The following is a 25,289-nucleotide window of genomic DNA, read 5'->3' on the forward strand; positions in this document are numbered from 1 at the left end:
GCGCGTCCGGCCAGCCGTCGCACGCCCGTCGCGCCGCTGTCACGCGTGACCCGACGCCCGGGATGGCAGAATGACCGGGTTCCGCGTGGACCGACCTGGTTCGGCCCGGCCCACCACCCCGGTAGGCCGCCGCCCAGACGCCACGACTGCCGAGCTGAAGCGGGGAAACCTTGACCACGCACCTGGCGCCGAAGACGAGCCCCATCTCCTACGACGACGGCGAGCGAGCGCGCGAGCTGCTCACCCGGATCGGGCGCGTCTTCGACCAGCGGATCGTGGGCCAGCAGGGCCTGCGGACCGCGCTCGTGACGTCGCTCCTGGCCGGCGGGCACGTCCTGCTGGAGTCGGTGCCAGGCCTGGCGAAGACGCTGTCCGCGCAGACCCTGGCCGCCGGCGTGAGCGGCACGTTCCACCGCATCCAGTGCACCCCGGACCTGATGCCGAACGACATCATCGGGACGCAGATCTACAACTACGCAACCGGTGAGTTCTCCACCCAGCTCGGCCCGGTGCACGCCAACCTCGTCCTGCTGGACGAGATCAACCGCTCCTCTGCGAAGACGCAGTCGGCGATGCTCGAGGCGATGCAGGAGAAGCAGACGTCCATCGGCGGCGACGTCTACCCGCTGCCCAAGCCGTTCATGGTGCTCGCGACGCAGAACCCGATCGAGGAGGAGGGCACCTACGTCCTTCCCGAGGCGCAGATGGACCGGTTCCTCATGAAGGAGGTTCTCACCTACCCCGCTCCGGACGAGGAGGTCGACATCCTCGACCGGATGGCGTCCGGCGCGCTCACCGCCCCGATCACGGCCCGGCCGATCGGCCTCGACGACACGCTGTTCCTGCAGCGGCTCGTCGACAAGGTGTACGTGGACACCGCGATCCGGCAGTACATCGTCGCGCTCATCAACACCACGCGCGGCGGCGGACCCCGCCCGCTGCCGGGATTCAACCAGCACGTCCGCGTCGGTGCCAGCCCGCGTGGCTCGATCGCGCTCATGCGGGTGGCGCAGGCCCTCGCGCTGCAGGCCGGCCGCGCCTACGTGGTGCCGGACGACGTCAAGGCGCTACGCCACGCCGTCCTGCGCCACCGCCTCGTGCGCACGTACGACGCGCTCGCCAACAACGTGCAGCCCGAGTCCCTCATCGACGCGGTGTTCGCGGCGGTCCCCAGCCCGTGAGGCGCGATCGATGACGTCACCGCGCACGCCGTCCGGCGCGCCCGACCCGCAGGCCAGCCAGGCGCACTCGCGGCTGGCGGCCGTCCGCGCGCGCCTGGAGCTGCCGCTGGTCCGCCGCGCGTCCGGGATGCTCGACGGCCGGCACCGCTCCGTCTTCTCGGGCCACGGCCAGGACTTCGACGAGATGGCGCTCTACCTGCCCGGCGACGACGTGGGCGACATCGACTGGAAGGCGTCCGCGTCCTCCGGCCACCCCGTCATCCGCCGGTTCGAGCGCCAGTCGAACCTCGCGATGGTGCTCGCCGTCGACACCGGCCGCACCATGGCCGCGCTCGCGCCCGACGGCGGCACGAAGGCCGACATCGCCCGTTTCGTCTGCGACGTGATCGGGTACCTCGCGCGCGGTCGTGGCGACACGCTCGCGCTCGTAGCGGGCGACGCCGAGCGGATCGTGCAGGTCCCCGCGCGAGGCGGCACGGAGCACATGGAGATGCTGCTGCGCCGCATCGACACGATGCTCTCGCTGGAGGCCCCGCCGTCGAACATCACCCACGTGCTCGACCGGGTGCTCACGTGGTTCACCCGACGCAGCCTCGTCGTCGTGGTGACGGACGAGGTGCGGCCGCCGCTCGAGGCGGAGCTCACGATCAAGCGGCTGCGCACCCGGCACGAGCTGCTCGTGATCCAGGTCGCCGACGCCCTGCCCACCGACTTCGGGACGGACCCCGTCGAGGACGTCGAGACCCCGCTGGGCCTGCCCGAGTTCCTGCGCGCCCGCGGCGACATGGCCGCCGAGGCGCGCGACGCCGTCGCCCGCCGCCGCAGCGACGTCGCCGCGATGCTGCGCCGCTACAACGTGCCGACGGTGACCGTGGCGAGCGAGAGCGACGCCGTCGACCGCCTGGCCGACCTCCTCGCGAGGAGCCGCCGTGCGCGTCACTGAGACCGGCGGGTCGGCCGGCACGCTCTGGGCCGGCGGCACCGCCGACGGCGCCCTGCTCGCGCTGCCCGCCGAGGCCCAGCCGCCCACGCAGTACTCGTGGTGGGTGTGCGTGCTCGGCCTCGTGCTGCTCGCGCTCATCGCGGGCTGGTACTGGTGGGTGCTGCGGTCCACCCGCCCGCACGCGCCCGGCCGCAGCCGGCGCGGCGACCCGTACGCGGCGATCCGCACCCAGCACCTCGCGCTCCTGGACGAGGCGCAGCAGCGGTTCGAGTCCGGCGAGTCCGACCTGCGCGCCCTGCACCTCGACCTCAACCACGTGATCCGGCAGTTCGCCACCGCCCGCACCGGCATCGACACGTCCTCGCTCACCGTGGCCGAGTTCGGCCGGATCGAGCACGGGTCGGCGCTGTCGGTGCTGCTCGGGGACTACTCCGAGCCCGCGTTCGCCGCGGTGTCCGACGCCCAGGCGGCCTCCGCCGTCGACCAGGCGCGGGAGGTGGTGCGCGCGTGGTGACCGAGAGCGTGCTGCTGCACCCCTGGTTCATCGTCGGGGCGATCGTCGTGCTCGTGGCGGCGTTCGCCGTCGGGTACCTCACGCGCCGCGGTTCGCGGACGCCCGACGACGTGCGCTGGGTCGCGAATGCGTCCTACCTCACCGAGCTGCCCTCGTTCCGCAGCCGGCTCGCGCTGTTCCGCGGTGGCCTCGCCGCGGCCGCGGCGCTCGCGCTGGTGGGTGGCGTGGCGGCCGGCGTGCTGCTCGCCCGGCCGGTGGACCGGCAGACGCAGAGCGCGGAGCTGTCCACCCGCGACATCGTGCTGTGCCTGGACGTGTCCGGCTCGATGGTGGGGTACGACGCCGAGATCGTCGACCGCTTCCTCGAGCTCGTCGAGGGGTTCGACGGCGAGCGCATCGCCCTCTCGATCTGGAACCAGACCTCGCGTACGGTCTTCCCGCTCACCGACGACTACACGCTCGTCACCGAGCAGCTCACGGCCGCGCGCGACGCCCTCGATTTCGACGTCTCCTCGCTCGACAACGGGTCCTACGACCCGGCCGCGCTGGACCGCCTGCTCGCGTTCGTCGCGGGGACCGAGGGCGGCGACGAGAACTCCACGTCGCTCATCGGCGACGGGCTGGCCAGCTGCGGGCTGCTGTTCGACGAGAACGAGACCGAGCGGTCCCGCTCGATCGTGCTCGCGTCCGACAACCAGCTCATCGGCACCCCGATCTACACGCTGGCCGAGGCGGCCGACTTCGTGACCGCGCGGAACATCGGTCTCATCGGCATCTACTCCGGCGAGGTCACCGACACCTCGGCCGCGGAGCAGAAGGAGTTCGAGGACGTCATCGCCGCTCACGACGGCCTCTACTTCGAGGCGTCCGACCCCGCCGCGGTGGACGCGATCGTCGACCGGATCCAGTCCCAGCAGGCGGTGGACCTCGAGGCGAGCCCCGAGACCGTGGTGACCGACCGGCCCGCGGCCGCGCTGACCGTGCTCGGGCTCGCGTTCGCGCTGCTCGTCGTCGCCGTCTGGAGGTTGCGGACATGAGCCTCCACCCGGTGTGGCCGCTGTGGGCGGTCGTCCTGCTCCTCGTGCCGCTCCTCGTGTTCTGCGTCTGGCAGCTCGTGCGCCAGCGCTCCCGGCGCAGCGCCTGGGCGCGGCGCACAGGCATCGCGGCCGCCATCGCGCTCATCGCCATCGGCCCGTCGGTCACCGAGACGGCGGCCACCACGGTGCAGAGCAACGCCGAGATCTTCTTCGTCGTCGACCGCACCGGCTCGATGGCTGCGGAGGACTGGAACGGCGCGCAGCCTCGGCTCGACGGCGTGCGCGCCGACATGAACGCGATCGTCGACGCGTTCCCCGGTGCGCGCTACTCGATCATCGCGTGGGACTCCCAGGCGACCCAGCAGCTCCCCCTCACCACGGACGCCCGGGCGGTGAAGTCGTGGGCCGAGACCGTGCGCACCGAGCTCACCTCGTTCTCGACCGGGTCGCAGGCCGACCGGCCGCTCGCGGCTCTCACCGAGGCGCTCACGGGCGCGGCCGAGCGCCGGCCCGCGAACGTGCGGGTGGTCTACTTCCTGTCCGACGGGGAGAACACCAACGGCGAGAACTCCTCGGTGAACGCGCAGCTGGAGTCCTACGCCGGGCTCGCACCCCTGGTCGACGGCGGCGCCGTGCTCGGCTACGGCACGCCCGAGGGCGGCCGGATGCGCGTGAACGACGGCGTCACCGCCGCCGCCGACGCGCCCTACATCCAGGATCCGGAGACCGGCACCGACGCGATCTCCCGGATCGACGAGGTGACGCTGCGGACCATCGCCGAGCAGCTCGGCGTGGAGTACGTCCACCGCATCACGCCCGACACGGTCGAGCCGTTCACGTCCACGGTCGACGTGGCGGACATCGCCGGCGACGGCCGGCGCGAGCAGGTCGTCTACCGGCCGATCGTCTGGCCCGGCGCCGCGATCGCGCTCGGGCTCCTCGCGTGGGAGGTCTTCTCCCTCGCCCGCACGTTCCCGACGCGACGGGAGGTCGCGCGATGACGTCCACGCTGACGCCGTCCGGCTCGCAGCCGGGCATGTTCGAGACCATCGAGCAGGCTCAGGAGGCGCGCGCCGTCGCCGAGGCCAAGGCTCGCCGTCGCCGGCTGCTCGTGTGGTCCTCCCCGGTGGTCGCCGTGGTGGGCGTCGCGGCGCTGTACCTGCTGACGATCACGGTCGTGACCGCGTTCGGCGGCCGGTCCTACGCGACCCAGGCCTACCCGACGGCGGTGCGCCAGTTCTCCGCGATCCAGCACCTCAACGCCGTGGAGACGTGGAAGGCGTACTACAACGCCGGCACCGCGGAGTACTCCCAGGGCGCCTTCTTCCGCGCGACCCAGGAGCTGGGCGAGGCCATGGAGCGCGTCCCGCGCGCCGCCGACGGCGAGCCCCGGACCGGCGAGGAGTGCCTCGTCGCGACGAACCTGTCCCTGGCCTACGAGGGGCTCGGCGACGAGGCCGCCCGGGGCGACGACCACGCCACCGCGGTCGACTACTACGCGCAGGCCCAGGCGACGATCGAGGGCTGCGGGAGCGCCGGCGGCGGTGGTGGCTCGGACGAGCAGCAGGAGAGCGCGGACCAGGCGCAGGACCGCCAGGAGCAGAAGCAGAACGAGCAGCAGGACCAGCAGGACCAGCAGGACCAGCAGCAGGGCGAGGGTGGCGAGGACCCGTCGCAGAACCCCTCCCAGGACCCGTCCGCCGACCCCTCCGCGTCGCCGTCGCAGGACCCGTCCGCGGACGCCTCGGCCTCGCCGTCCGAGAACCCCTCGGGCGACCCGTCCGACGGCGGGCAGAACCCCTCGGAGTCCCCCTCGGTGAGCGACCAGCAGCGCGAGCTCGAGGAGCGCAACCGCGGGGCGCAGGAGGATCGCGACCGCGAGCAGCAGGAGTCCGGCGGCGGGTCCGGCGGCGGGCAGGGCTGGTAGTCGCAGGGCTGGTAGTCGCAGGGCTGCGCCGCGGGCGCCTGCCGAGCGGGCGCGCGTCCCTTCGCCCGCCCTCAGCGCGCAACTGCGGATGCTGCGTCGCACCTGCGGACGACCCAGCCGTGGGGCTCCGGGCAGCGCCGCAGCCACTCGCATCGTCGCAGGTCAGCGGCGCTCACCGGCAGTCGCTCTGCTGTCGAGCCGCCAGTCTTCCGCGGTTGCGTACATCTGGTCCGTAGTTGCGCGCTCGGCCTCGATCGAGCCGGCCACGAGTCGCGCCGGTCTACCGCACCAGAGACCTCAGGGCCTCGACCCGGCGCTTCGCCGTCTGCAGGTCGGCCCCCGTCAGGTGCCGCCACCCTTCAGCACGCATCTCGGGCACGGAGCATCGCGATCGGAGGTCCGCAATCCGCTCGAGCACCTCGGTGGGCGTTCGCGGGTCGGCCGGCGCCGGCTTGCCCGCCAGCGCCCGCAGCACGCCGAGCACCTCGTCGGCGACCCCGGGTCCCGCGTCCTCGTACGCGAACCGGACCGTCGGGACGCCCAGGCGCAGTGCCGCTCGGTCGCGGCGCCGATCAGCGGCGAACTGCGGTCGGAGGTGGTGGAACTCGTACCCGTCGATCTCGACGTCAAGCACACCGTCGACCAGCAGATCGACCTCGCCGACTCCCGGCACCGACACGTTGGGGGCGACAGCCAGCCCCACCCGGCGCAGGTCGAGACGGACCTGCGTCTCGACGGCCGACCTGCTGCTGGGGTCGACGTCGACGGCGAAAGCTCTCGCCCTGCTCGGACTCGTCCGCCGCACCATCGCGAACACCTCGTCGCGCACGGCGTCGGGCCGCTGGTGCAGAGCACGGTCGAGAGTCGCGACCGCAGAGTCGTACGGCAGGCAGAGCGCGGCCCGAGCCGCCGCCGCGGCGAAGGTGGTGACGGGGAGCACGGGATGCCGATCGGCGTCCTCGTAGTGCTGCCGGACCTTCGCCGCGCGAGCTGCTCCCGCGCGGGTCCCACGGCCTCGCGGAACGGAGACGTGGACGACGGACTCATCGCCCGGCACGTCGACCTGCCAACGGCGCAGCGCCGACACACACCCGAGAACCCCGCCCGCCGCGACGGCCGTCCGGACGTCGTGGTCGACGTCCGGCAGTGCGTACGCACCTCGCCCGATCCGCACGATCTCCCCGGTAGCCAATGCGCGATCGAGCTCCCGCCGCGACACCGACAGATCCCTCACCTGTGCCGCGCCACCGCGTCTACGGAGTTCACGACGTAGATCAGTCATGAGTGTCATCATGACATCGTTTGACCGTGTTTGGCCCGCTTGTGGACGGGTGGCGTCGCCGGGTCCTCAGTGCGCAGCCGCGGACAGCCGGTGCACAGCCGCGGACACCCGGTACGCAACCGCGGACGACTGGGGGGTCAGACGAGACCCTCGGCCCCAGCGGCTCCGCGTCCGTGCAGGTCAGCGCCACATGCTGGCCTTCGGCCCAACGCCGAGCGAGCAGACGTCCGCAGATGCGCACCACCGGTCCGCAGCTACGTTCCGGACCGCGGACCGCGGACCGCGGACCGCTGACGGCGCGTCAGCCCCAGACGAGGCCGCGGCTGGGGTCCTCGAGCACCCGGGCGACGTCGGAGAGCACCCGCGCGCCGAGCTCGCCGTCGACGAGGCGGTGGTCGAAGGACAGCGCGAGCTGGGTGACCCAGCGCGGCTTGACCTTGCCGTGGTGCACCCACGGCTGCTGCGTGATCGCGCCGAACGCGAGGATCGCGGACTCCCCGGGGTTGAGGATCGGCGTCCCGGTGTCGATGCCGAACACGCCGACGTTGGTGATCGTCACCGTGCCGTCGGACATCTCGCCCGGCTGCGTGCGACCCTCGCGCGCCGTGCGGGTGAGCACGGCGAGGGCGTCCGCGAGCTCGCGCAGCGTGATCGCGTGCGCGTTCTTCACGTTGGGCACCACGAGCCCGCGGGGCGTCGCCGCCGCGATGCCGAGGTTGATGTAGTGCTTGTAGACGATCTCCTGGCGCTCCTCGTCCCACGAGGCCGAGATCTCCGGGTGCCGACGGATCGCGAGGATGAGCGCCTTCGCAGCGATGAGCAGCGGCGTCACCCGGACGTCGGCGAACTCGCGGTCCTCGCGCAGCCGGGCGACCAGCTTCATCGTGTGCGTGACGTCGGCCGTGTGGAAGACGGTCACGTGCGGCGCGGTGAACGCCGACGCCACCATCGCCTCGGCCGTGCGCCGACGCACCGACTTCACGGGCACCCGGGTCTGGCGACCGTCCGCGGACACGACGCCGTCGGCGAGCCACGGCGAGTCGTCGCCAGGGTAGGTCGCCAGGGTGCGCGCCTCGCCCTGGCGCGCACGGGAGATCACGTCGTCGCGCGTCACGATGCCGCCCGGCCCGGACGGCGTCACCGTCTCCAGGTCGATGCCGAGGTCCTTCGCGAGCTTGCGCACGGGCGGCTTGGCCAGCACGTGCAGCCCGGACGACGTCGGGGTCGACACCAGGGCGGAGGGGCCGTGGCCGGCCGAGGCGAACCCGGCCGACGGCGCAGGTGCGGCGGGCGCGGGGGGTGCGGCGGGCGGCGGTGCGGCCGGGGCAGCGGGCGCGGGGGCTTGCGCGGCAGCGACCGGGACAGCGGGCCGGGCAGTGACGGGCGCGGGCCGGGGCGCGGCGACGGACGCTGCAGCCCCGGAGGCCGGCGACGCGGCGGAACCTGCGCCCTCGTGCCGACGCGGACGCCGCGCCGTGGGCGCGTGGGCCGTGCCGTACCCGACGAGGACGCCGCCGGAGGTCTCCTGCTCGCCGTCGGACGCTCCGTCGGACGTACCGCCGGACGCACCCGCCGCACCCGCGCCGGCGTCCCCGCCCGCCGCGCCGGGCGCGTCCTCGGTCTCGACGACGAGGATCGGCGTGCCGACGTCGACGGTCTGGCCCTCGGCGACGAGGAGCTCGCGCACGACGCCGTCCCAGGGACACGGCAGCTCGACGAGCGACTTGGCGGTCTCGATCTCGACGATCACGTCGTTGACCGCGACGGTGTCGCCGACGGCGACGCGCCACGTGACGATGTCGGCCTCGGTGAGGCCCTCACCGACGTCGGGCAGGGCGAAACGCTGGAGCTGGGGCACGGTTCTCTTCCTCGGAGCAGGTCGGTCGAGTCGGGGGACGTCGGGTGCGTCGGAGCGGGACGGCGCGGGTCGGGCGGCCGGGGGCGTCAGTACGTGAACGCGCGGTCGACCGCGTCGAGCAGCCGGTCGAGCGAGGGCAGGTACTCCGACTCGACGGCGGTGGGCGGGAACGGCGCGTGGAACGCCCCGACGCGCAGCACGGGCGCCTCGAGGTGGTGGAAGCACCGCTCGGTGACGCGCGCGGCGATCTCGGCGCTGGGACCGAAGAACGTCGGCGCCTCGTGCACGACGACGAGCCGGCCCGTGCGCTCGACCGACTCGACGATCGCGTCGACGTCGATCGGCGAGACAGAGCGCAGGTCGATCACCTCGACGCTGCGCCCCTCCTGCTCCGCGACCTGCGCGGCGGCGACGGCGACCGGCACCGTCGGGCCGTACGCGACGATCGTGACGTCCTCACCGGCGCGCACGGTGCGGGCGCGGTGCAGGTCGGCCCAGCCGTCGGGACCGAGGTCGGGGGCGGCGTCGTCGGAGAGGTCGACCTCGGCCTTGTCCCAGTAGCGGGCCTTGGGCTCGAGGAAGATCACGGGGTCGGGCGAGGCGATCGCCTGCTGGATCATCGTGTAGCCGTCCGCCGCCGTGGCGGGGCTGACGATGCGCAGGCCCGCGGTGTGCGCGAACAGCGCCTCCGGCGACTCGCTGTGGTGCTCGACGGCGCCGATGTGGCCGCCGTAGGGGATGCGGATGACCACGGGCATCGGCAGGCGGCCGAGGGTCCGCGCGTTCATCTTGGACAGCTGGGTCGTGATCTGGTCGAACGCGGGGAACACGAAGCCGTCGAACTGGATCTCCAGCACGGGCCGGTACCCGGCCATCGCCAGGCCGATCGCGGTACCGACGATGCCGGACTCCGCGAGCGGGGAGTCCACCACGCGCAGCGGACCGAACTCGGCCTGCAGGCCGTCGGTGACGCGGAACACACCCCCGAGCCGACCGATGTCCTCCCCCATCAGCAGGACGCGGTCGTTGGTCGCCAGGGCGCGCCGCAGGCCGGCGTTGATCGCCTTGGCGAGCGGCAGGCGCTGGGTGGTGCGCGCCGTCGTGCCCGACGGCGTGGGCAGGGTGGTCGTCATCGTTGCCTCGCTCTCGGGTGCTCAGTGCGCCGACGGCGAGGAGCTCGCCACCGGACCGTCGAAGGACGCCGCGTACTCCTCGTACCACGCGCGCTCCTCGGCCACCAGGGGGTGGGCGGCGGCGTACGCGTGGTCGAACATCACGGTCGCGGGCGGCTTGGTGAGCGCCCGGCAGTAGGTGCGGACGGCGGCCGCGAGCTCACGCGCCTCGCCGTCCACGCCGTCCAGGAACTCCTGGGTGGCGAGTCCCTCGGCGAGCAGCAGGGTGCGCAGACGGTCGATCGGGTCACGACGACGCCACGCCTCCTCCTCGGCACGCTCGCGGTAGCGGGTGGGGTCGTCGGACGTGGTGTGCGCGCCCATCCGGTAGGTGACCGCCTCGACGAGGACGGGCCCGGCACCCGAGCGGGCGTGCTCGAGCGCGACCTCGGTGACGGCGCGCACGGCCACGACGTCGTTCCCGTCGACGCGGAACGCACGGATGCCGAAACCGGCGCCACGGTCCACGAGCGGGACGGTGGTCTGCACAGTGGTGGGCGCGGAGATCGCCCACTGGTTGTTCTGGCAGAAGAAGACGACGGGTGCCGAGACCGTCGAGGCGAAGACGAACGCCTCGTTGACGTCGCCCTGGGCGGTGGCACCGTCGCCGAAGTAGGCGACGACGGCGCGGTCGCGCTCGGGGTCGCCGGTGCCGACGTCGCCGTCGCGCTGGATGCCCATCGCGTAGCCCGTGGCGTGCAGCGTGTGCGAGCCGATGACGAGCGTGTACAGGTGGAAACCGTGCGCAACGGGGTCCCAGCCGCCCTGCGCGATGCCGCGGAAGATCGGGAGCAGCTCGCGCAGGTCGACGCCGCGCACGTGCGCGACGCCGTGCTCGCGGTAGGACGGGAACACGTGGTCGCGGGGGCGCAGTGCGCTGCCGGACCCGATCTGGGCGGCCTCCTGGCCCCGGCACTCGGGCCACAGCCCGAGCTCACCCTGCCGCTGCAGGCTCGTGGCCTCGCGGTCGAACTCGCGCACCAGCACCATGTCCCGGTACATCGCCCGCAGGTCCTCGCCCGTGAGGCGGTCGGCCTCGGCGCGGACGGCGGGATCGACGACGGCGAGCATCGCCTCCGGCACCCGGCTCCCCTCGGGTGCGACGAACCGGATGGTGCCGGCGACCTCGCACGGGTCCGGCCACGGCACGGCGGTGTCGGACTGGTCGGCGGGGGTGCTGGTGGCGTCGGCGGCGGCGGGGGTGGTGCCGGAGGGGGTGGCGCTGGTGCCGAAGGGGGTGGTGTCGGCGGGGGGCACAGGATCGACGGTGCTTGCGTCGACCTGCTCGACGTCGGTCTCCAACGGACTGGTCTCCTCTCGCGCCTACCGCCACGGGGGCGGGTGGGAGGGTGCGGCGCCGAACCTACGCTCCCGTAACCTACGTCATCGTAGCCTACGGCACCGTAACCACGACCAGGACCCGTGGTCAACGGCACACCCGGCGTGTCGGCTCGATCGCGGGCGCAGCGCTCGGGCCGCGACGCCTGTCGGGCACGCTCGCACTCCGAACGCTGACTTGCGGTTACGCACCGCCATCGAACGCCGGGATCCGGTCAGCGATGGGCTGGTGCCAGCGATCTGTGCCGGCTTCGGGCTCCAGAACGGCACAGATCGCTGGGTTTACGCCGCCGGGTTCGGGTCGACTGTGGCTCGTGCCAGCGTTCTGTGCCGGCTTCGGGCTCCAGAACGGCACAGATCGCTGGGTTTACGCCTCACACCGGGACAGATCGCTGGGTTCGGCCCGACGGTGGGCTGGTGCCAGCGATCTGTGCCGGCTTCGGGCTCCAGACCGGCACAGATCGCTGGATCCACGCCTCACACCAGGACAGATAGCTGGGTTCACGCCCGGGACCGAGACAGATCGCTGGGTTCAGTCGGCGATGGGCAGGCATCAGCGATCTGTGCCGGCTTCGGAACGGATCAGATCGCGGAGTCGCGGTACTCCGCCGCCACCGCAAGCACGATGTCGTTGGCCTCACGCTCACCGATGCTGACGCGGACGCCGTCGCCCGCGAACGGCCGCACCAGCACCCCCGACTCCGCGAACGCCCGCGCGAGCACCCCCGCCTCGTCGCCCACCGGGAACCACACGAAGTTGCCCTGCGCCTCGGGGATGTCCCAGCCCTGGGCACGCAGACCGGCCACGACGCGCTCGCGCTCGTCGACGATCGCGTCCACGCGCTCCATGAGCTGGTCGTGCGCCCGGAGCGACTCCAGCGCCGCGACCTGGGCCAGCGCGTTCACGCCGAACGGGGTCGAGGTCGCGCGGAACCCCGACACGAGCCGCGAGCGCCCGAGCGCGAACCCCACCCGCAGACCCGCCAGCCCGTAGGCCTTGGAGAAGGTGCGCAGCAGCACGAGGCGAGGGTCCTCGCGAAGGATCGCGACGCCGTCGGCAACGGGCTCGTCCTCGTCCTGCTTCCGGACGAACTCGATGTAGGCCTCGTCGAGCAGCACCATGACGTCCGGGGGCAGCGCGGCGAGGATCCGGCGCACCTCGGCGTCGGTGAGAGCGGGTCCGGTCGGGTTGTTCGGCGAGCACAGCAGCACGGCCTTCGTGCGCGGCGTGATGGCGGCGATCATCGCGTCGACGTCGTGCCGCCCGTCGGGCAGCAGCGGCACCGGCACGCCGGTGGCGCCCGCCACCGCGACCGCGATCGGGTACGCCTCGAACGACCGCCACGGGTACACGACCTCGTCCCCGCGCTCGCAGAGCGCGGCGAGGATCGACTCCAGGACGGCCACCGACCCGTTGCCGACGACGACCTGGTCGACGTCGAGCCCGAACATCGTGGCGATCGCCTCGACGAGCTCGCCCGCGAGCATGTCCGGATAGCGGTTGAGGTCCGCGGCGGCGTCGGACACGGCGGCCACCACCCGCGGCAGCGGCGGGTACGGGTTCTCGTTCGACGACAGCTTCTCGTTCATCGTCCCGCGCGGGCGCGCGCCGGGGACGTAGGCGGGCAGCGAGATCACCTGGTCGCGCAGTCGGACCTTCTTGGCAGCCATGGAGCAAGGATGCCCGACGGCGAGCACGCCCCGGGCGGGTCTCTCGCCGCCCGGAGGGGCCGGGTGCGAGGATGGCCGGCATGAAGGAGTTCCTCTGGCGCGTCGGCGTCACCGCGGTCGCCGTCTGGGTCGCCGACCTCCTGGTCCGCGGCATCGCGGTGACGCAGGTCGAGGAGTGGTGGCAGCAGGTCCTCGTGTACGTCGTGGTCGGAGCCGTGCTCGCGATCGTGCAGATGATCGTCAAGCCGATCCTGCAGGTCCTGACGTTCCTCCTCTACATCCTCACGCTCGGCCTGTTCGGGATCGTGGTCAACGCCCTCATGCTCATGCTCTGCTCGTGGCTGACGCAGAGCTTCTCGTGGGGCATCACCGTCGACGGGTTCTGGCCCTCGGCCGTGCTCGGCGGCATCGTCATCTCGATCGCCACGATGATCCTCACCGCGGTGCTGCCGCGACCGCGCCGCGACAACCGCTGACGCCGGCCGTACCCGCCACGCGAGCCGTACCAGCCACGCGAGCCGTACCAGCCACGCGAGCCGGACCAGCCACGCGAGCCGTACCAGCCACGCGAGCCACACCGGCCACACCAGCGCGCCCCAAGCGCACCTCACCCGCACCAGCCCACCCCCAGCACCCGCACCTGCGCACCTCGGGTGCCGGTCACAGCCACCACGGCCACCAGATCGGGGAGAGCCACGAGTTCTGCGGCGCCCCGAGCTCGGCCCGTGAACCGCGATAGGTCGTCGCGGTGACGACATCGCCCTCCTGCGCCCACAGGCCCGCGGTGTCGCGCTCCCAGGCCAGGGTCGCGGGCTGGTCGGACTCCGTCGCGAACCGCGCCGTCTCGGCGTAGTCCTCGATCCGGTGCTCCGAGAGCAGACCCGCGCGCTCGCCGTCGGACCCGAGCTCGCGCACCACGATCACCTCCCCCGGCGCTGGGCCGCCCGGCCGGGCACCGACCTCCCCGCTCAGCGCCGGGACACCGTCCTCGACGTGCTGGATCGTCATGGTGGGGACGTCGGGTGCCCGCAGGTGCGTGACCGGCGCGCCGTACGTGACGACGGCGGCGACCGAGAACCGCTCGCGGACGGCGGGGTCGAGCGCGAGGTTCGTCGCGACGATGCCGCCGAGCGAGTGCCCCGCCAGCACGACCGGCTGGCCCGGCCTGATGCCCGCCGAGGCCATGGCCGAGATGACCAGCGCGTCGACGGCGGTGGACGTGCCGACGAAGGCGGGCACCGTCGAGTCCCACGACATCGGCACGCCGTCGGGTCCCGCGCCGTGCACCCCGCCCTGCAGACCGGGGACGGCCACGGTCCAGCTCACGCTGCCGTCGGCGTGGTCGATGCGCTGCACCTCGACCGCCGCGTCGGACGGTCCCGAGGCGTCGTAGGCGATGCCGATCCGGTCGGCCAGGTCGGCGACACCGCCCGCGGCCGCCGGCGCGGTGGAGCGCTCGCCCGGGCCGACCGGGACCTCTCGCTCCGCCGTTGCGACGGGATCGTTCGGCCGCGCGTCGAGCACCGAGAAGAGCCCGAGCGCGCCGTCGAGAACCCCGGCCAGCGGTCCGGCGGCCGCAAGCCCGGGCGCCGCCGAGCGCACGGCTCGCACGGCGTCCTCCGCCTGGGCGGCGCCCGGCGTGGCGAACACCCGTGAGAGCGTGCCGCCGAGCGCACCCATCCTGCTGCTGTCGGAGAAGGCAGCGGCGAGCCAGCCCGGCAGCACCGACGTCCCGGTGATCGCGCCTGCCGCCGCGCCACCCAGCACGAACGGAGACGCGCCGAACGGACCCACCACCGACCCGGGGAGCGGCGTGGCGAGCAGGCGGCCCAGCACGTTCGACTCCGCCTCGTCGTACCCGCGGGTGGCCTGGCGCAGCGCGTCCGCGCGCCCGGCGACCCGGCCGACCGCGTCCTCGCACGACGCGCGTGCCGCCTCGATCGCGGCCGCCGCGATCGCCCCGGTCACCAGCGGCGGGTAGGCGCCCCCATCGCGCAGCGCCGCGGCCGCCGCCCGCAGCCGCAGCAACGCCAGATCGAGCTGCCGACGCGCCTCGTCGAACCCGGCCGCGATGCCCTCGATCTCCTCGGTGTCGGTGCTCACCCACAGCCCCGTGGTCATCCCCGCCCTCCCGTCGGTGCGAGGCCCGGGAACAGGTCGGGCCGTGCCGCCCACGCGGGCGGTGACGGCGGCCCGAGCAGCGGGTGCTGCCCGCTGGAGCCGAGGCCGCCCGTCGGGCCGAGCGCCGCCGTGCCCGACGGCGAGCCCAGCGCGAGCGCGAACGCTGCGGTCGCGCGGTGGTGCGCCGCAGCCGCGGACTGCGCCGACTCGACCTGGGTGAGGAGGGCGTCGAGCGCCGCAAGGTCCTCGGCGCGCGCCACGAGGAAGCTCGTGGCGCCACCGTCGGACCAGGCTCGCGGCTCGGCGCAGGCGAGCGCGGCGCGCGCGAACGTCACGGCGGTCTCGGCGGCGGCGAGCGCGACAGCGACCGGGTCGGCGGGGAACAGGAGCGAGGGCATGGCGCGACGCTAGGTCGGCGGACCGCGGATTCTCGCGCCCCGTGTGCACGACGCCGAGCGCCCCCTCGCCCGGCCGGGCTGGGGACAGCCCGCGCCCCGTGTGCACGACGCGGTCGGCCGCCGTCGCACCCACCGCCCCACCACCAGCCGCACCGCGGACGCGACACACGCCGTCCGGCGCCGTCGCACCCACCACCCCACCACCAGCCGCACCACGGACGCGACACACGCCGTCGGGCGCTCGCCACGCACGCACGACCCGACCGCCGCCCGTCCCGCGGACGCGACGCCGCGCCGTCGGGCGCATGCGGGAGAATGCCGCCATGCCCGACGCGACCCGACCCTGGGTGACCCTCGCCGACGACTCCGCCATCGCCCTCGGCCCGCTGGACGGGCGCTACCGCGGCGACGTCTCGCCGCTCGTGGACCACCTCTCCGAGGCCGCGCTCAACCGGGCGCGGCTGCACGTCGAGGTCGAGTGGGTGATCCACCTGTGCGCCGCCGGCGCGATCCCGGGAGCGCCCACGCTGAGCGACGCCGAGGTCACGTACCTGCGCGACGTCGTCGCCACGTTCGGTCCCGCCCAGATCGCCGAGCTCGCCGCGATCGAGGCCGAGACCCGGCACGACGTCAAGGCGGTGGAGTACTTCCTCAAGCGCCGCCTGGGCCGCGCCGCCGACGCCCTCGGCGACGGCACCTCGCTACCCGCGGCGAGCGAGCTCGTGCACATCTTCTGCACGAGCGAGGACGTCAACAACCTCTCCTACGCCCTCACGATCCGCTCCGCGGTGCACGAGGTGTGGCTCCCGGCGGCCACGGCGCTCGCGGACGCCGTCGCCGACCTCGCGCGCGCCGAGGCCGCCACCCCGATGCTCGCCCGCACGCACGGCCAGCCGGCGACGCCGGTCACGCTCGGCAAGGAGCTCGCGGTCCTCGCGCACCGGCTGCGCCGCCAGCTCGCCCGGATCGAGAGCGACGAGACGCTCGGCAAGATCAACGGCGCGACGGGCACCTACGGCGCGCACGCGATCTCGGTGCCCGACACGGACTGGCAGGAGGTCGGGCGCACGTTCGTCGAGGGGCTCGGACTGACGTGGAACCCGCTCACCACGCAGATCGAGAGCCACGACTGGCAGGCCGAGCTGTACGCCGACGTCGCGCGGTTCAACCGCGTCCTGCACAACCTGGCCACGGACGTGTGGACCTACATCTCGCTCGGCTACTTCGCGCAGCGGCTGTCCGCCCAGGGCTCCACCGGGTCCTCGACCATGCCGCACAAGGTCAACCCGATCCGGTTCGAGAACGCCGAGGCGAACCTCGAGGTGAGCAACGCGCTGCTGGACAACCTGTCCGCGACGCTCGTCACCTCGCGCCTGCAGCGCGACCTCACCGACTCCTCCAGCCAGCGCACGATCGGCGTCGCCTTCGGCCACTCGCTCCTCGCGATCGCCAACGTCACGCGCGGCCTCGCGGGCCTGGACGTCGACGCCGCCGCGATGGCGCGCCACCTCGACGCCAACTGGGAGGTGCTCGGCGAGGCCGTCCAGTCCGCGATGCGCGCCGCCGGGATCGCCGGCGCGACTGGCATGGCCGACCCCTACGAGCGCCTCAAGGAGCTCACGCGCGGACGTCGCGTCGACGGCGCCGGTATGCGCGCCTTCATCGCCGACCTCGGCCTGCCGTCCGACGTCGAGCAGCGCCTCCTCGCGCTGACGCCCGCCTCGTACACGGGGTACGCCGAGCGCCTCGTCGCGCACCTGGACTGACGCCGGCGCGTCACGCCCGACGGCGAGCCTCGCCTCCGGGCGGTCGGCTCACGCCCGACGGCGCGCACCCCGGCGGGCGGTGGCCACCACGAGTGCGACGATGCCGCCCGCCAGGACGAGCAGTCCGACCACGACGAGCACCGGTCCGGCGTAGAACGGTCCGATCATCCGGTCCACCACGACCACGACGTGCTCGCGGTGGTCCCCCGCGCCGTCGGGCGGGGCGTACGTGAAGTCCTCGACGATCTCGGTCGCGGGATCGCCGAAGTACTGCTCCTCGGTCGTGACGTACGCCTGGTCGCCGAACGGCTCGGCCCAGGCCGCGAGCGCCGGGTAGCGCGCCGCGTCGAGCGGCCCCGCGAAGACGACCTCGGACCACAGCGCCGCCTCGTCCGTCCGGTCCATCCGCGTGTCGGCGACGACGTACGTGCGCACCCGCTGCGGCTGCGCCGCGGCCGCCGACATCCGCATCGGGTAGACGAGCTCGTCCGAGGGGAACGTGAGCTCCAGGGGCGGGAGCTCGCCGTCGAGCGCGTCCTGCTCCGGGGCGAGGCGGACCGCGACGAACGCCCAGCCCTCCTCGACGTACTCCTGGACCGGCGCGGCGAGCGCGGTCGAGAGCTGGTACCCGTTCTCCGCCAGCCAGTCGGTGAGCGCCTCCGGGTCGTCGGAGCGGATGCTCGCGGCCTGCAGCGGCCCGAGCGTGACCTCCTCGAACACCTCGACCGGCGAGGCACCGTCCGGTCCTGCACCCGCACCCGCCGAACCGGCGAGGATCGGCGGGAACCAGCGCGACTCCTGCGTGACCACGGGCGCCGAGAGCTCCTCGAGCGCGTCGAACACGTCCGTCGAGCCCAGCGCGAGCGTCGCCGGCTCGGGCGTGGGCACGAGGAGCGCGGCGTCGGGAGCCTCGCTCACGGCGTCGAGCCCGATCAGCACGCGCTCGGTCCCGTCGGCGAGCGAGACGACGGCGCGCTCGCGCTGGACGTCCACCGCGTCCTGCGCGACGAACCCCCCGCAGCCGCACGCCGACGCGGGCGGCGCGACCACCAGTCCGACGGCGAGCACCAGCGTCGCGGTCGAGAGCGCGGCGGTCCGGGGCAACAGAGGGCGGGGCACGCGGCGGGACACGACGACCTCCGGGAGGTGAGGGACGGGTGCTACCCGAGGTCGAACGTGACGAGGCCCGGGTAGCCCACCGCGGCGTGCCGGAGCGCGTCGATGAGCCCGGTGTAGGTCGACCAGGGGGTCTCCTCGTCGCTCCCGTTGCGGCCGAGCGACCAGCTGCGGGTGCCGCCGTCGCTCGCCCGCACGGTCAGCGTGCGGCGGTCGTACGCCGGGGGCGTGAGCTGGATGGAGCGCAGCGCGGCGAACGGGAGCTGCTCGCCGTCCACGACCAGTAGACCCGCGGAGACGTCGATGCGCTCGGGGACCTTGCGCCCGGAGCCGCCGGCCCAGTCACGACGTGGCGCGAACGAGCTCGGGGTGGCACCCGCCGGCTGTCCCGCGCCGGGGTGGGGAAAGGCGGGCTGGCCGCCCGGCTGCTGCTGCGGCGTCGCGCCGGGGGCGGCCCACGGGGCCGCCGCGGGCGACTGGGACTGGGACTGCGACTGGAGCTGCGACTGGAGCTGCGACGCCGGAGCGCCCCCCGGCGCCGCCCACGGTGCAGCCGGCGCCTGCGCCTGCGACGGCGACGCCGGCACGCCACCCGGCGCGGCCCACGGGGCGGCCGGCGCCTGCGCCTGAGCGGGCGCATGCGGCACGTCGAGCGGCACGAGGCTCGCGTACAGCTCGTTGAAGTCGTTCTTCGACAGCCCGGGAACGGTGACCTGCACCGGCCTCGACGCGCCCTGCGGCATCGCCACGAGGCTGCGCACGGCGCCGGTCTTCATCCCGTAGGACCGCTGCTGCGTCACATGCGAGCCGAACCGGGTGGTGGCGCGGTCGAACTGCTGCCTCACCTTGCTCCCGCGCCGCACCTCGACCGCCGTCGGCGTCACCGCGAGCGAGCGGTTCTGCCACACGAGCGTCCACCAGGCGACCAGCGCAACCGGCACGAGTGCGATCAGCAGGGAGATCAGCCGGCGCTGGTTCAGCCCGCCGAGCGAGCGCGGCAGCTCCTGCGGCAGCGCGTTCACGCAGATCAGGACGATGACGAACGCTCCCGCCACGAGAAGGATCAGCCGCGGCAGGAGCGGCGCCTTGTACACCTTGGTCATCGGGGCAGCGTAGGCCCTGTGGTCAGTCCGCCCGCCGGAGCACGAACAGGCGTGGCCGGTGGCCCTTGGCGAAGAACTGCGGCATCGCGACGACCCGCCAGCGCGGATCGTCGGCCAGCACCGCCTCGAAGCGCCGGATGTCGTGCGTGAGCACCCCGGCACGCACCTCGCGCGTCCCCAGGCGGTCGACGGCGTCCAGCAGGTCCGCGTACAGCGTCGCGTTGGTCGCGTGCTCGCCCCACAGATCCCCCCAGGGCGGGTTCGCGACGACCGTGGTGAACGCGCCCGCGAGGGTGGGCTCGCCGTCGGGCGTCCCACCGTCTCGAGCGAGCGCGGCGACGTCGCTCACGCGCGTCTCGACCCGGCCGCGCACGCGGGCGCCCCGCAGGTGCCGCTGCGTGGTGTCGATCGCGTGCGCCGAGGCGTCGGCGGCGAGCAGCCGAGCCGCGGGTCCGCGCGCCATCCGCTCGATGAGCAGGGTCCCGGAGCCGCACATGAGGTCGGCGAACGCGTCCGACGGCGAGACCCCCAGCTCGTCGACCGCCGCCGCCGCGATGGTCGCGTTGAGCGCGCCGGGGTAGGACTCGGTGCGCCAGGCGCGCGTCGCCAGCGGGCGGGGGGTCGTGCGCACGAGAAGCTCCCACCCTCGATCAGGCGCACGCCGGACGCGGACGACGAGGTCGCCGTCGTCGTCGTCGACGGGCACGTCGGCGAGCTCGGCGAGCTCGGTCGCCAGGCGCCGCATCTCGGGCGTGTGCGCGCCCGCGGCCTCGAGGCGCAGGCCGTGGAAGCGCACGCGGGGGCGCTGCCAGGCGATCGCCTCGAGGGCCTCGGCGAAGGCGCGAACCGCGGCGGTGGCGAGCAGGCCGGTGGGGCGGGGGGCGGGGGAGGTGACGACGAGGAACGCGGCGACCACGGTGCGCAGAGCCTGGAGCGCAGCCATCGTCTGAGCCGAGCGCGGGAGGGTCACGCGCAGCTCCTCGGCCGTCGCGACCGGTGTCCCGGTGGGTTGCGGCTCCCACCCGAGCCGCTCGAGCTCGCGCTGCGCGGCCGGGGCCACACCCGCGAGCACCGTGAGCACGACCTCGGTCACGTCCTCGGGACTACCGCTCGTCGTCGCGTGCCTGCAGGACGCGGGACACGACGATCCCGACGATCGCGAGCACGACCATGCCGCCGAACACGAGCACGGGACCGGCCGGCATGCCGAGGAGGATCTTGCGCTCGGCCACCGTGACCGGCTCGGGCGTGACGTCGCCGTAGCCCGAGGTGGCGAACCGGATGTCGGAGGAGATCCGGGAGGGGCTGGTGAAGGTCTGGTCCACGGCCGTGATGTAGCCGCTGCCGCCGAGCGGGTCGAGCCACGGCGCGAGCCCCGGCTCGACGGAGGTGCTCACGGCGCCCGCGAAGGAGACCTTGGACAGGCCACGCATCGGGTCGGTGCGGTCGAGCCGCTCGGCGCCGAGGACGTAGGTGCGCAGCTCGAGCGCGTCGCTGCTGTCGGCGGACAGCAGCATCGGGTAGACCAGCTCCCCCGTGGGGAAGACGAGCTCGACGGCGGGCAGACGCGCCTCGACCGTGCGGTCGTCCGCCGCGGTGCCGTCCGCGAGGTCGCCCGCTCCGGTCGGGCTCGCCGTGAACCCGATCGCGGTGAAGTGCCAGCCGCCGGCCGCGTACGCGTTGATGGCGTTGAGCATCCCCTGCGAGACGGCGTAGCCCCGAGCGGTGAACCACCCGGCCACGTCGTTGCCGCCCGCGGGGCCCAGGCCGTACACCCCGCCCGTCTCGTCGGCGACGAGCGGGAGCACCGGCTGATCGCCCGGGTCGACCTCGTCGGCGGCTCCGGAGAAGCTCTCCAGGTCCGGCCACCACCGCTCCTCGACGATCTCCACCGGCGCCGTGGCGGACCGGAACGCGTCCAGCAGGGAGTCGTCGGCCAGCGGCGTCACGGTCGGCTGGGAGGGGGTCGCGACCAGCAGCATCCCGCCGGTGCCGGCGTCCAGCTCGCCCGTGACGTTGAGATCGATGACCAGGTGCTCGTTGCCGTCGACGAGGGCCATCGCGGCCTCCTGGCGGATCACGCCGAGCTCGCCGGCGGTGGTGGTGACGCCGCCCGCTGCCGCGGCGGGGCCGGCGAGCGAGCCGCCGAGGACGGCGACGGCGCCGGCGACGGCCGCCGCACGCGCGATCCCGTTCGGGCGCCGCGCGCGAGAGACACGGGCTGCAGCGGCGCGGCGGGCTGTCATGCGGACACGCTATTGGACGTCACAGGTGGGCCCGAACCGCAGCCGAGGCGGCCTCAGGATCTTCACCAAATCGTGACGGCTGCCGCCCGAGGACGCGGATCGGGCGCCGGCGGCCGGCCGTTCGCGCCCGCCGGCGCCCTTGAACAATACCCCTGGGGGGTATACGGTGAACGGGAGCGAAGGAGGTCCGATGCCCGGTTACAGCGGCACCAAGGACGAGTACACCCGCCGCATGCGTCGCATCGAGGGCCAGGTGCGCGGGATCGCCCGGATGATCGAGGAGGACGTGTACTGCATCGACGTGCTCACGCAGGTCGCCGCGGTGACGAAGGCGCTCCAGGCGGTGAGCCTCGGCCTCGTCGAGGACCACCTCGGTCACTGCGTCGTCGAGGCGGCGCGCCACTCCACCGCCGACGGCGAGGCGAAGGTCCGCGAGGCGGCCGACGCCATCGCGCGGCTCGTCCGGAGCTGACGCGACCACCCCCACCGGCACACCCGCACAGAACCATCCCCACGAACAGGAGCACATCGTGTCCACCACCCTCACCACCCTCGACGTCACCGGCATGACCTGCGGCCACTGCGTGAGCGCCGTGACCAAGGAGCTCGAGACGGTCGACGGCGTCACCCGCGTCAGCGTCGAGCTGCACAACGGGGGCACGTCCCGCGTCACCCTGCTGTCCTCCGAGCCGCTGCCGGAGGACGCCCTGCGCAGCGCGGTCGACGAGGCCGGCTACGACGTGACCGGCGTGGACGTGCGCACCCCCGAGGAGGAGTTCGCGCAGCTCGCCGACGCGCGCGAGGAGGTCTACGGCACCGCCGACGGCGGCCAGGGACCGCAGCGCGTCGAGCTCACCACGCGCGAGGCGGTCGAGCGCGGCGAAGGGGCTGACGGGAGCACGGTATGACGACCCACGCCGACCCGCACTCGTCCCTCGGGACCAGCTCCGCGACCGCCGCCGAGCCGGCGCCGGTCGCCGAGGTCGAGCTCGCCGTCGAGGGCATGACGTGCGCGAGCTGCGTCGCACGCGTCGAGCGCAAGCTGGGCCGCCTGCCCGGCGTGAGCGCCGAGGTGAACCTCGCGCTCGAGACGGCGCACGTGGTGCTCACCGCACCGACCGACGACGCCGCCCTCCTGCGCGCCGTCGAGTCCGCGGGCTACACCGCGCGCGTCACCGAGCGCACCGACCTCGTCGATGGTGCGCACGACCACCCGCACGCCGGGCACGACCACGCGCACGCGCACACGGCCGACGGCGAGCGGGCCGCGAGCGCCGACGTGGAGCACGCGCTCTCGGGCCACGGCGACCACGCCGGCCACACGGGCGACGCCGACACCTCGGCCCCGACGCCCGACCGCGGCCACGTCCTGCGGCCCCGGCTGATCGCCTCGGCGATCCTCGCGGTGCCGGTCGTCGCGCTCTCGATGGTGCCCGCCCTCCAGTTCGCCGGCTGGCAGTGGCTCGTCGCGGCGCTCGCCCTGCCGGTCGTGACGTGGGGCGCCTGGCCGTTCCACACCGCCGCGTTCCGCGCGGCGCGCCACGGGTCCTCGACGATGGACACGCTGGTCTCGCTCGGCGTCGTGGCGGCGACGCTCTGGTCGCTCTGGGCCCTGCTGCTCGGCGGCGCCGGCGAGATCGGCATGCGCATGACGCCGACGCTGATCCCGCGGTTCAGCGACGCGCACGGCGCGGGCCCGGAGCTGTACTTCGAGGTCGCCGCCGTCGTGACGACGTTCCTGCTCGCGGGGCGGTACGCGGAGTTCCGCGCGCGCCGCGCCTCGGGCGACGCGCTGCGGTCGCTGCTCGAGCTCGGCGCGAAGGACGCGACGCTCGTCGTCGTCGGACCCGACGGCGCGCGGACGGAGCGCTCCGTGCCCGCGGCGTCGCTCGCCGTCGGCGACCTGTTCCTCGTCCGGCCGGGCGAGAAGGTCGCGACCGACGGCGAGGTGGTCGAGGGCACGTCCGCCGTCGACGCCTCGCTGCTCACGGGTGAGCCGGTGCCGGTGGACGTCGGGCCGGGCGACGCCGTGACCGGCGCGACCGTGAACACCGCGGGCGCGCTGCTGGTGCGCGCGACGCGCGTGGGCAAGGACACCGCCCTGGCGCGGATCGGCCGGCTCGTCACCCGTGCGCAGACCGGCAAGGCGCCGGTGCAGCGGCTCGCGGACCGCATCTCGGCCGTCTTCGTGCCGGTGGTGATCGCGATCGCGCTGGTCACGCTCGGGGTGTGGCTTGCCGTCGGGGCCGCGTCCGGCGGCCTGGACACGGACGAGGTGCAGGCGGCGTTCACGGCCGCCGTGGCCGTCCTCATCATCGCGTGCCCGTGCGCGCTCGGCCTGGCGACGCCCACGGCGCTGCTGGTCGGGACGGGTCGGGGCGCCCAGCTCGGCGTCCTCATCAAGGGTCCGGAGATCCTCGAGGCGACCCGCCGGGTCGACGTCGCCGTGCTGGACAAGACGGGGACGCTCACGCAGGGCCGGATGAGCCTGACCGAGGTCGTGCCCACGGAGGGCGCCGAGTCGGAGGTCGTGCTCGCCGTCGCCGGCGCGGTCGAGGCCTCGTCCGAGCACCCGATCGCGCGTGCGATCACGGCGGCCGCGCGCTCGGCCGCGACGCAGTCGGGGTCCGCTTCGCGCGCGCTGCCCGAGGTCACCGACTTCCGCAACGAGGCCGGGTTCGGCGTGCGCGCGAGCGTCACGCTGGACGGCGTCGTGCGGCCCGTGGTGGTCGGGCGGCCCTCGTGGGTCGCCGGCCAGGGCGGCGGGTCGGGTACGGACGCTGTGGCCGACGCGTCCCGTGCCGACGCGGTGCGCGACGCCGTCGCGCGCCTCGAGGCCACGGGCGCGACCACGGTGGTGGTCGCGTGGGCGGACGCCGCCTCCGACGCGAGCGCCGGCGCGCCGATCGTGCGCGGCGTGCTCGCGCTGGCCGATGCGCTCAAGCCGACGTCGCGCGAGGCGGTCGAGGAGCTCCGGGCGCTCGGCATCACGCCGGTGCTGCTCACGGGCGACCAGGAGGCGGCCGCGCGTGCGGTCGCGGCGGAGGTCGGCATCGACGAGGTCATCTCGGGCGTGCTGCCCGAGGGCAAGGTCGAGCAGGTGCAGCGACTGCAGGCGCAGGGGCGCGTGGTGGCGATGGTGGGCGACGGCGTCAACGACGCCGCCGCCCTGGCGCAGGCCGACCTCGGGCTCGCGATGGGCACCGGGACGGACGTCGCGATCGAGGCCAGCGACCTCACGCTCGTGCGCGGCGACCTGCGCGCCGCGCCGACGGCGATCGCCCTGTCCCGCGCGACGTTGCGGATCATCCAGCAGAACCTCTTCTGGGCGTTCGCGTACAACGTCGCGGCGATCCCGCTCGCGGCGCTCGGACTGCTCAACCCGATGATCGCGGGTGCGGCGATGGCCGCCAGCTCGGTGATCGTGGTGGGCAACTCGCTGCGGCTGCGCCGCGCCCCCTGACGCCGGTCAGCGGAACCGGCGGCCCTCGTCGCGCCGGATCGCGAGCACCGCGAGCACGGCGAACGTGGCCGTCCAGCCCAGCAGCACGGGGATCGTCGACCCCGGAAGCGGCTGGCCGGCGGTGACGCTCACGAGCAGGTCGCGTCCGGCCCG

The 25,289-nt window shown here is 74.1% G+C and carries 22 protein-coding genes; 11 read left to right on the plus strand and 11 right to left on the minus strand.

Features of this window, described 5'->3' with window-relative positions:
* Window positions 1–170 precede the first annotated feature (170 nt).
* From FH969_RS06315 to FH969_RS06340, 6 genes are read left to right on the plus strand one after another with little or no spacing between them, the layout of a single operon-like run.
* Entirely contained in the window at window positions 171–1,181 is a 1,011-nt protein-coding gene (locus FH969_RS06315; protein WP_139986515.1) for an AAA family ATPase, read from the plus strand.
* Window positions 1,182–1,191: 10 nt separating this feature from the next.
* A complete protein-coding gene (locus FH969_RS06320; protein ID WP_139986516.1) occupies window positions 1,192–2,124 on the plus strand; it encodes a DUF58 domain-containing protein in 933 nt (310 codons plus the stop codon).
* The gene (locus FH969_RS06325) at window positions 2,111–2,638 is read left to right on the plus strand and encodes a DUF4381 family protein (RefSeq protein ID WP_139986517.1); all 528 of its coding nucleotides are present in this window, start codon (window positions 2,111–2,113) and stop codon (window positions 2,636–2,638) included. The genes FH969_RS06320 and FH969_RS06325 overlap by 14 nt, the downstream gene beginning before the upstream one ends.
* Window positions 2,632–3,675, plus strand: coding sequence for a vWA domain-containing protein (locus tag FH969_RS06330; protein WP_108718823.1), 1,044 nt, complete (start codon window positions 2,632–2,634; stop codon window positions 3,673–3,675). Before FH969_RS06325 ends, FH969_RS06330 begins: the two co-directional genes overlap by 7 nt.
* A complete protein-coding gene (locus tag FH969_RS06335; RefSeq protein WP_139986518.1) occupies window positions 3,672–4,676 on the plus strand; it encodes a vWA domain-containing protein in 1,005 nt (334 codons plus the stop codon). The genes FH969_RS06330 and FH969_RS06335 overlap by 4 nt, the downstream gene beginning before the upstream one ends.
* Window positions 4,673–5,602, plus strand: a complete 930-nt coding sequence (locus FH969_RS06340) for a hypothetical protein (protein WP_139986519.1) — start codon at window positions 4,673–4,675, stop codon at window positions 5,600–5,602. The genes FH969_RS06335 and FH969_RS06340 overlap by 4 nt, the downstream gene beginning before the upstream one ends.
* Window positions 5,603–5,882: 280 nt before the next feature.
* Here FH969_RS06340 and FH969_RS06345 read toward each other — a convergent pair whose 3' ends face one another.
* The 5 genes from FH969_RS06345 to hisC form a co-directional block, all read right to left on the minus strand.
* On the minus strand, window positions 5,883–6,896 hold the full coding sequence (locus FH969_RS06345; protein WP_342776996.1) for a type IV toxin-antitoxin system AbiEi family antitoxin domain-containing protein: 1,014 nt from the start codon (window positions 6,894–6,896) through the stop codon (window positions 5,883–5,885).
* A gap of 289 nt (window positions 6,897–7,185) precedes the next feature.
* Complete coding sequence (locus tag FH969_RS06350) at window positions 7,186–8,742, minus strand: dihydrolipoamide acetyltransferase family protein (RefSeq protein WP_139986521.1); 1,557 nt, start codon at window positions 8,740–8,742, stop codon at window positions 7,186–7,188.
* A gap of 86 nt (window positions 8,743–8,828) precedes the next feature.
* Entirely contained in the window at window positions 8,829–9,875 is a 1,047-nt protein-coding gene (locus tag FH969_RS06355; RefSeq protein ID WP_139986522.1) for an alpha-ketoacid dehydrogenase subunit beta, read from the minus strand.
* A 21-nt stretch (window positions 9,876–9,896) separates the two neighbouring features.
* Window positions 9,897–11,216 (minus strand): pyruvate dehydrogenase (acetyl-transferring) E1 component subunit alpha, encoded by a 1,320-nt coding sequence (pdhA, locus tag FH969_RS06360; RefSeq protein WP_425462450.1) that lies wholly within the window; start codon window positions 11,214–11,216, stop codon window positions 9,897–9,899.
* A 618-nt stretch (window positions 11,217–11,834) separates the two neighbouring features.
* Window positions 11,835–12,923 carry a histidinol-phosphate transaminase gene (gene hisC / locus FH969_RS06365; protein WP_139986523.1) on the minus strand — a complete coding sequence of 363 codons (1,089 nt, stop codon included), beginning with the start codon at window positions 12,921–12,923 and terminating at the stop codon, window positions 11,835–11,837.
* 80 nt (window positions 12,924–13,003) lie between these two features.
* Here hisC and FH969_RS06370 point away from each other — a divergent pair, with 80 nt between their 5' ends.
* Window positions 13,004–13,399 carry a phage holin family protein gene (locus FH969_RS06370; protein ID WP_108718816.1) on the plus strand — a complete coding sequence of 132 codons (396 nt, stop codon included), beginning with the start codon at window positions 13,004–13,006 and terminating at the stop codon, window positions 13,397–13,399.
* A gap of 184 nt (window positions 13,400–13,583) precedes the next feature.
* On the opposite strand, the gene FH969_RS06380 is transcribed toward FH969_RS06370, so the two are convergent.
* Together FH969_RS06380 and FH969_RS06385 are read right to left on the minus strand one after the other, a co-directional pair.
* Entirely contained in the window at window positions 13,584–15,044 is a 1,461-nt protein-coding gene (locus tag FH969_RS06380; RefSeq protein WP_139986524.1) for an alpha/beta hydrolase family protein, read from the minus strand.
* Window positions 15,041–15,442: a hypothetical protein gene (locus FH969_RS06385; RefSeq protein WP_139986525.1), complete on the minus strand. Its 402-nt coding sequence runs from the start codon at window positions 15,440–15,442 to the stop codon at window positions 15,041–15,043. Before FH969_RS06385 ends, FH969_RS06380 begins: the two co-directional genes overlap by 4 nt.
* Window positions 15,443–15,747: 305 nt before the next feature.
* On the opposite strand from FH969_RS06385, the gene purB reads away from it, so the two are divergent.
* Window positions 15,748–17,208 carry an adenylosuccinate lyase gene (gene purB / locus FH969_RS06390; protein WP_139986526.1) on the plus strand — a complete coding sequence of 487 codons (1,461 nt, stop codon included), beginning with the start codon at window positions 15,748–15,750 and terminating at the stop codon, window positions 17,206–17,208.
* Between the two features lie 48 nt (window positions 17,209–17,256).
* Here the strand turns inward: purB and FH969_RS06395 are convergent, their stop codons facing one another.
* From FH969_RS06395 to FH969_RS06405, 4 genes are read right to left on the minus strand one after another with little or no spacing between them, the layout of a single operon-like run.
* Window positions 17,257–18,327, minus strand: a complete 1,071-nt coding sequence (locus FH969_RS06395) for a DUF2330 domain-containing protein (protein WP_180359699.1) — start codon at window positions 18,325–18,327, stop codon at window positions 17,257–17,259.
* A 41-nt stretch (window positions 18,328–18,368) separates the two neighbouring features.
* A complete protein-coding gene (locus FH969_RS15185) occupies window positions 18,369–19,427 on the minus strand; it encodes a hypothetical protein (RefSeq protein WP_180359700.1) in 1,059 nt (352 codons plus the stop codon).
* A gap of 22 nt (window positions 19,428–19,449) precedes the next feature.
* The gene (locus FH969_RS06400) at window positions 19,450–20,520 is read right to left on the minus strand and encodes a class I SAM-dependent methyltransferase (protein ID WP_139986528.1); all 1,071 of its coding nucleotides are present in this window, start codon (window positions 20,518–20,520) and stop codon (window positions 19,450–19,452) included.
* Between the two features lie 10 nt (window positions 20,521–20,530).
* On the minus strand, window positions 20,531–21,673 hold the full coding sequence (locus FH969_RS06405; protein WP_139986529.1) for a DUF2330 domain-containing protein: 1,143 nt from the start codon (window positions 21,671–21,673) through the stop codon (window positions 20,531–20,533).
* Between the two features lie 190 nt (window positions 21,674–21,863).
* Here FH969_RS06405 and FH969_RS06410 point away from each other — a divergent pair, with 190 nt between their 5' ends.
* The 3 genes from FH969_RS06410 to FH969_RS06420 are packed head-to-tail and all read left to right on the plus strand — an operon-like array spanning window position 21,864 to window position 25,136.
* On the plus strand, window positions 21,864–22,145 hold the full coding sequence (locus FH969_RS06410; RefSeq protein ID WP_108718810.1) for a metal-sensitive transcriptional regulator: 282 nt from the start codon (window positions 21,864–21,866) through the stop codon (window positions 22,143–22,145).
* Between the two features lie 58 nt (window positions 22,146–22,203).
* On the plus strand, window positions 22,204–22,581 hold the full coding sequence (locus FH969_RS06415; RefSeq protein ID WP_246071739.1) for a heavy-metal-associated domain-containing protein: 378 nt from the start codon (window positions 22,204–22,206) through the stop codon (window positions 22,579–22,581).
* Window positions 22,578–25,136, plus strand: coding sequence for a heavy metal translocating P-type ATPase (locus tag FH969_RS06420; protein WP_139986530.1), 2,559 nt, complete (start codon window positions 22,578–22,580; stop codon window positions 25,134–25,136). The genes FH969_RS06415 and FH969_RS06420 overlap by 4 nt, the downstream gene beginning before the upstream one ends.
* Window positions 25,137–25,289: the final 153 nt, after the last annotated feature.

The sequence above is a fragment of the Miniimonas arenae genome (genome assembly GCF_006351005.1).
Classification (GTDB): domain Bacteria; phylum Actinomycetota; class Actinomycetes; order Actinomycetales; family Beutenbergiaceae; genus Miniimonas; species Miniimonas arenae.

What these genes read in the sequence shown, in the direction of transcription:
- FH969_RS06320 (WP_139986516.1), top strand. Translation starts at nt 1,192, where the DNA reads ATGACGTCACCGCGCACGCCGTCCGGCGCGCCCGACCCGCAGGCCAGC.
- FH969_RS06335 (WP_139986518.1), top strand. Translation starts at nt 3,672, where the DNA reads ATGAGCCTCCACCCGGTGTGGCCGCTGTGGGCGGTCGTCCTGCTCCTC.
- FH969_RS06340 (WP_139986519.1), top strand. Translation starts at nt 4,673, where the DNA reads ATGACGTCCACGCTGACGCCGTCCGGCTCGCAGCCGGGCATGTTCGAG.
- FH969_RS06345 (WP_342776996.1), bottom strand. Translation starts at nt 6,896, where the DNA reads ATGATGACACTCATGACTGATCTACGTCGTGAACTCCGTAGACGCGGT.
- FH969_RS06355 (WP_139986522.1), bottom strand. Translation starts at nt 9,875, where the DNA reads ATGACGACCACCCTGCCCACGCCGTCGGGCACGACGGCGCGCACCACC.
- hisC (WP_139986523.1), bottom strand. Translation starts at nt 12,923, where the DNA reads ATGGCTGCCAAGAAGGTCCGACTGCGCGACCAGGTGATCTCGCTGCCC.
- FH969_RS06370 (WP_108718816.1), top strand. Translation starts at nt 13,004, where the DNA reads ATGAAGGAGTTCCTCTGGCGCGTCGGCGTCACCGCGGTCGCCGTCTGG.
- FH969_RS06380 (WP_139986524.1), bottom strand. Translation starts at nt 15,044, where the DNA reads ATGACCACGGGGCTGTGGGTGAGCACCGACACCGAGGAGATCGAGGGC.
- FH969_RS06385 (WP_139986525.1), bottom strand. Translation starts at nt 15,442, where the DNA reads ATGCCCTCGCTCCTGTTCCCCGCCGACCCGGTCGCTGTCGCGCTCGCC.
- purB (WP_139986526.1), top strand. Translation starts at nt 15,748, where the DNA reads ATGCGGGAGAATGCCGCCATGCCCGACGCGACCCGACCCTGGGTGACC.
- FH969_RS15185 (WP_180359700.1), bottom strand. Translation starts at nt 19,427, where the DNA reads ATGACCAAGGTGTACAAGGCGCCGCTCCTGCCGCGGCTGATCCTTCTC.
- FH969_RS06405 (WP_139986529.1), bottom strand. Translation starts at nt 21,673, where the DNA reads ATGACAGCCCGCCGCGCCGCTGCAGCCCGTGTCTCTCGCGCGCGGCGC.
- FH969_RS06410 (WP_108718810.1), top strand. Translation starts at nt 21,864, where the DNA reads ATGCCCGGTTACAGCGGCACCAAGGACGAGTACACCCGCCGCATGCGT.
- FH969_RS06420 (WP_139986530.1), top strand. Translation starts at nt 22,578, where the DNA reads ATGACGACCCACGCCGACCCGCACTCGTCCCTCGGGACCAGCTCCGCG.